The organism is Inquilinus sp. (genome assembly GCF_039594555.1).
GTDB lineage: Bacteria > Pseudomonadota > Alphaproteobacteria > DSM-16000 > Inquilinaceae > Inquilinus.
The window spans coordinates 1-3521 of the sequence record NZ_JBCNNF010000565.1 but is presented as its reverse complement, the minus strand read 5'-3'; the positions used below and the strand labels follow the sequence as shown (position 1 = coordinate 3521).

The following is a 3521-nucleotide window of genomic DNA, read 5'->3' as shown; positions in this document are numbered from 1 at the left end:
GGCGCTGGTGCGCCAGGCCGCCCGCGCGCTGGATGCCGGCTGGGACATCGAGGTGGTGGAGATGCACCACCGCCACAAGATCGACGCCCCCTCCGGCACCGCCATCCTGCTGGGCCGCGCCGCCGCCGAGGGCCGCGGCGTCGAGTTCGACGCCGTGAAGGCGGTCGACCGCGACGGCAGGCGGCCGGAGGGGGCCATCGGCTTCGCCACGCTGCGCGGCGGCGACGTGGTCGGCGAGCACAGCGTGATCCTGGCCGGGGCCGGCGAGCGCATCGAGCTGACGCACAAGGCGACCGACCGCGGCATCTTCGCCCGTGGCGCACTCAAGGCCGCGCTGTGGGGCCGCGGCCGCGCGCCCGGCCTCTACTCGATGACCGACGTGCTCGGGCTGAGCTAGAGCGGAATAGGTCAGGTCCCCCGCATCCGGCAAGGGCCGACCGAATGCCGAGCGTCTTCGCGTTGCCTCTCCCGCCGGACGCGGGAGAGCGACAGCGCGCAGCGCTGGCGGGTGAGGGCTGGTTCCGGCCTCGACGAAATCCCCTCACCCGGAGCCGCTTCGCGCCTCCGACCTCTCCCGCAAGCGGGAGAGGCAAAAACTTGCGGCTCGCCTCAAGCCCCGACGCAGACCGGCGGCCGGCGGTCGATCCAGGGCTGTGCCGCCTCCAGCTGGGTCGCCAGGCGCAGCAGCGTCGCCTCGTCGCCGCCGCGGCCGACCAGCTGCACCCCGACCGGCAGCCCGTCCGGCGTCCAGTGCATCGGCAGCGACATCGCCGGCAGGCCCGACAGGTTGAACGGAAACATGAACACCGCATCCGACCACAGCGCGTTGTAGGCGTCGTAATCGGTCATGGTCATGTCCCAATGGCCGAGCGGGCGCGGCGGCTGGGTCAGGGCCGGGGTCAGGACCGCGTCGAAGGGCAGCAGCTGCCCGACCAGGCCGCGGCCGAACTGGCGCAGCGCCTCGATGTCGGCGGCATGGCCGACGCCGCTGATCGATCGGCCGCGCTCGAGCGCCGCCCAGGTGATCGGCTCGACCTCCTCCGGCGTCACCGGCCGGCCGATCACCGGCTCCAGCGCCGCGAACATCGCCGCCGTCTGCACCGCCCCCATACGGGTGTAGGCGGCCCAGGCCGTCGCGGCGTCGAAATCGAGATCGATCTCCTCCACCCTATGGCCCAGCCCCTCCAGCAGCCGCGCCGTGTTCTGCAGCGCCGCCGTCACCTCCGGATGGAGCGGCTTGCCATCCGGCGCCCGCGCGACCATCGCCAGGCGCAGGCCCTTGGCCCGCTGCTTGGCCGCCGTGGACCAGCTTTCGGACGGCGTCGCCGGGGTGTAGGGGTCGCCCGGCGTGCCGCCGGCCACGGCATCGAGATAGGCCGCGGTGTCGCGCACCGTGCGCGAGACGCAGAGGAAGAACACGCCGCCATACCAGACATCGACCGCGCCGGGGGCAAAGGACACCCGGCCGCGCGACGGCTTCAGCCCGACCAGCCCGCAATTCGACGCCGGCACGCGGATCGAGCCGGCGCCGTCGGTCGCCTCGGCCAGCGGCACCATCCGCGCCGCCACCGCCGCGGCCGACCCGCCGCTGGAGCCGCCGGAGGTCACGTCGGCGCGCCAGGGATTGCGGGTCGGGCCGTGCAGCCGCGGCTCGGTCGAGATGCACCAGCCATTCTCCGGCACATTGGTGCGGCCGAGGATGCTGAAGCCGGCCTGCTTGACCCGCCGGGTCGATTCGCCGTCCACGGGAGCCGGCAGGCCCTGCAGATAGGCGCAGCTGGCGGTGGCGGGCACGCCCTGCCATTGCGAGCCGAGATCCTTCAGCAGGAACGGCACCCCGGCGAAGGGCGCGCCGGCCGGGGCCTGCGCCGCCGCCTGCCGCCCGAGGTCATAGGCCTTGATGGTGACGGCGTTGATCTGCGGGTTCAGCCGCTCGATCGCCGTGATCGCGGTCTCCGCCAACTCGGCCGGAGAAACGTCGCCGCTGCGCACCCATTCGGCCAGCCCCAGCCCGTCGCGTGCCGCGTAGTCGCGGATCAGGGCCTCGGTGACGATGGCCATGGCATCCCCTCCCGTCTGGTTTTCCGGAAGGCTAGCATGGGCTCCGGCCGCGGCAACGCGGTCCGGCCGCGGGGCTGCCATCGCCTCGCCGCGCCCATGCTATGCTGCGGCATGGACGACATCCTGACAGATGCCGTGATCGACCGGGCGCGCGGCGCCCTGGTCGGCCTCGCGGTCGGCGACGCGCTCGGCACCACGCTGGAGTTCAGCACCCGCGACAGCCGGCCCCACCACCGGGAGATGACCGGCGGCGGCCCGTTCGGGCTACAGCCCGGGCAATGGACCGACGACGCCAGCATGGCGCTGGCCCTGGCCGACAGCCTGATCGCCCGCAGCGGCTTCGACGCGACCGACCTGATGGACCGCTTCGTCTCCTGGTGGCAGGAGGGCCGCTACTCCTGCACCGGTGCCTGCTTCGACATCGGCAACGCCACCCGGCAGGCGCTGGATCACTACCTGCATGGCGGCGGCCCCTTCGCCGGATCGACCGACCCGACCACGGCCGGCAACGGATCGCTGATGCGGCTGGCGCCCGCCGTGCTGCACAGTCTCCGCGACCCCGAGGCCTGCCGCCGCATCGCCGCCGATCAGAGCCGCACCACCCATGGCGCGCGCGAGGCGACGGAAGCCTGCGTCTTCTTCGGCGAGATGCTGCGATCAGCGATCCTGGGGACCGGCAAGGCCGAGATCCTGGCTCCCCGGGCCTGGGAGGGCGCCGCCAGGATCCGGAGCATCGCCCATGGCGATTGGCGCGGCCAGCCGCGCGCGTTGATCGAATCCTCTGGCTATGTCGTGCACACGCTGGAGGCCGCCCTGTGGGCGGTGGACCGCACCGACAGCTTCGAGGAGGCGCTGGTCCTCGCGGTGAACCTCGCCGACGATTCCGATTCGGTCGGCGCCGTCACCGGCCAGCTGGCCGGCGCGCTGTACGGCCTGTCCGGCATCCCCGCGCGCTGGCTGGAACCGCTGGCTTGGCGCGAGCGGATCGTGGAGATGGCGGACGCCCTGGTTGCCCAAAGCTAAGCCGCCTTGACGCCTGTCAGCCCGGCTTCCCAGGCCAGCAGGGCCTGCTTCTTGCTGGAGCCCCAGCGATAGGTGTGGATGATGCCGCTGGCCCGGATGACCCGGTGGCAGGGGATCAGCACCGACACCGGGTTGGACCCGACCGCGCCGCCCACAGCGCGGCTGGCGGACGGCCGGCCGATCGCCATGGCGATGTCGCCATAGCTGGCCACGAGGCCGGGCGGGATCGACAGCAGCGCCTCCCACACCTTGACCTGGAAGTTGGTGCCGCGCAGCAGCACCGGCAGCGGCGGACGCTGCCCCACCGGTGCGAACATCCGCGCCACCACCGCGGCAGTGGCCGCCTGGTCGCGCTCCAGCTCCGCCCCTGGCCATTCGCCGGCGAACTCGGCCACGGCCGCGCCCTCGTCGCCGGTGACGAAGCTGAACCAGCAGAC

The 3521-nt window shown here is 73.0% G+C and carries 4 protein-coding genes; 2 read left to right on the top strand and 2 right to left on the bottom strand.

Annotated elements, in window-relative coordinates:
* On the top strand, positions 1-397 hold a 397-nt coding region (gene dapB, locus ABDW35_RS34100), incomplete at its 5' end, for a 4-hydroxy-tetrahydrodipicolinate reductase (protein WP_343718292.1).
* A 212-nt stretch (positions 398-609) separates the two neighbouring features.
* Here the strand turns inward: dapB and ABDW35_RS34095 are convergent.
* A complete protein-coding gene (locus ABDW35_RS34095) occupies positions 610-2061 on the bottom strand; it encodes an amidase (protein WP_343718291.1) in 1452 nt (483 codons plus the stop codon).
* 36 nt (positions 2062-2097) lie between these two features.
* On the opposite strand from ABDW35_RS34095, the gene ABDW35_RS34090 reads away from it, so the two are divergent.
* On the top strand, positions 2098-3084 hold the full coding sequence (locus ABDW35_RS34090; RefSeq protein ID WP_343718290.1) for an ADP-ribosylglycohydrolase family protein: 987 nt from the start codon (positions 2098-2100) through the stop codon (positions 3082-3084).
* Here the strand turns inward: ABDW35_RS34090 and ABDW35_RS34085 are convergent.
* Positions 3081-3521 (bottom strand): methylated-DNA--[protein]-cysteine S-methyltransferase (locus ABDW35_RS34085; RefSeq protein WP_343718289.1); only part of this gene is annotated, 441 nt, incomplete at its 5' end. The genes ABDW35_RS34090 and ABDW35_RS34085 overlap by 4 nt on opposite strands.

Bases quoted from the DNA above. Each gene is read 5' to 3' on its own strand.
- ABDW35_RS34090 (WP_343718290.1), top strand. From the start codon at position 2,098: ATGGGCTCCGGCCGCGGCAACGCGGTCCGGCCGCGGGGCTGCCATCGC.
- ABDW35_RS34095 (WP_343718291.1), bottom strand. From the start codon at position 2,061: ATGGCCATCGTCACCGAGGCCCTGATCCGCGACTACGCGGCACGCGAC.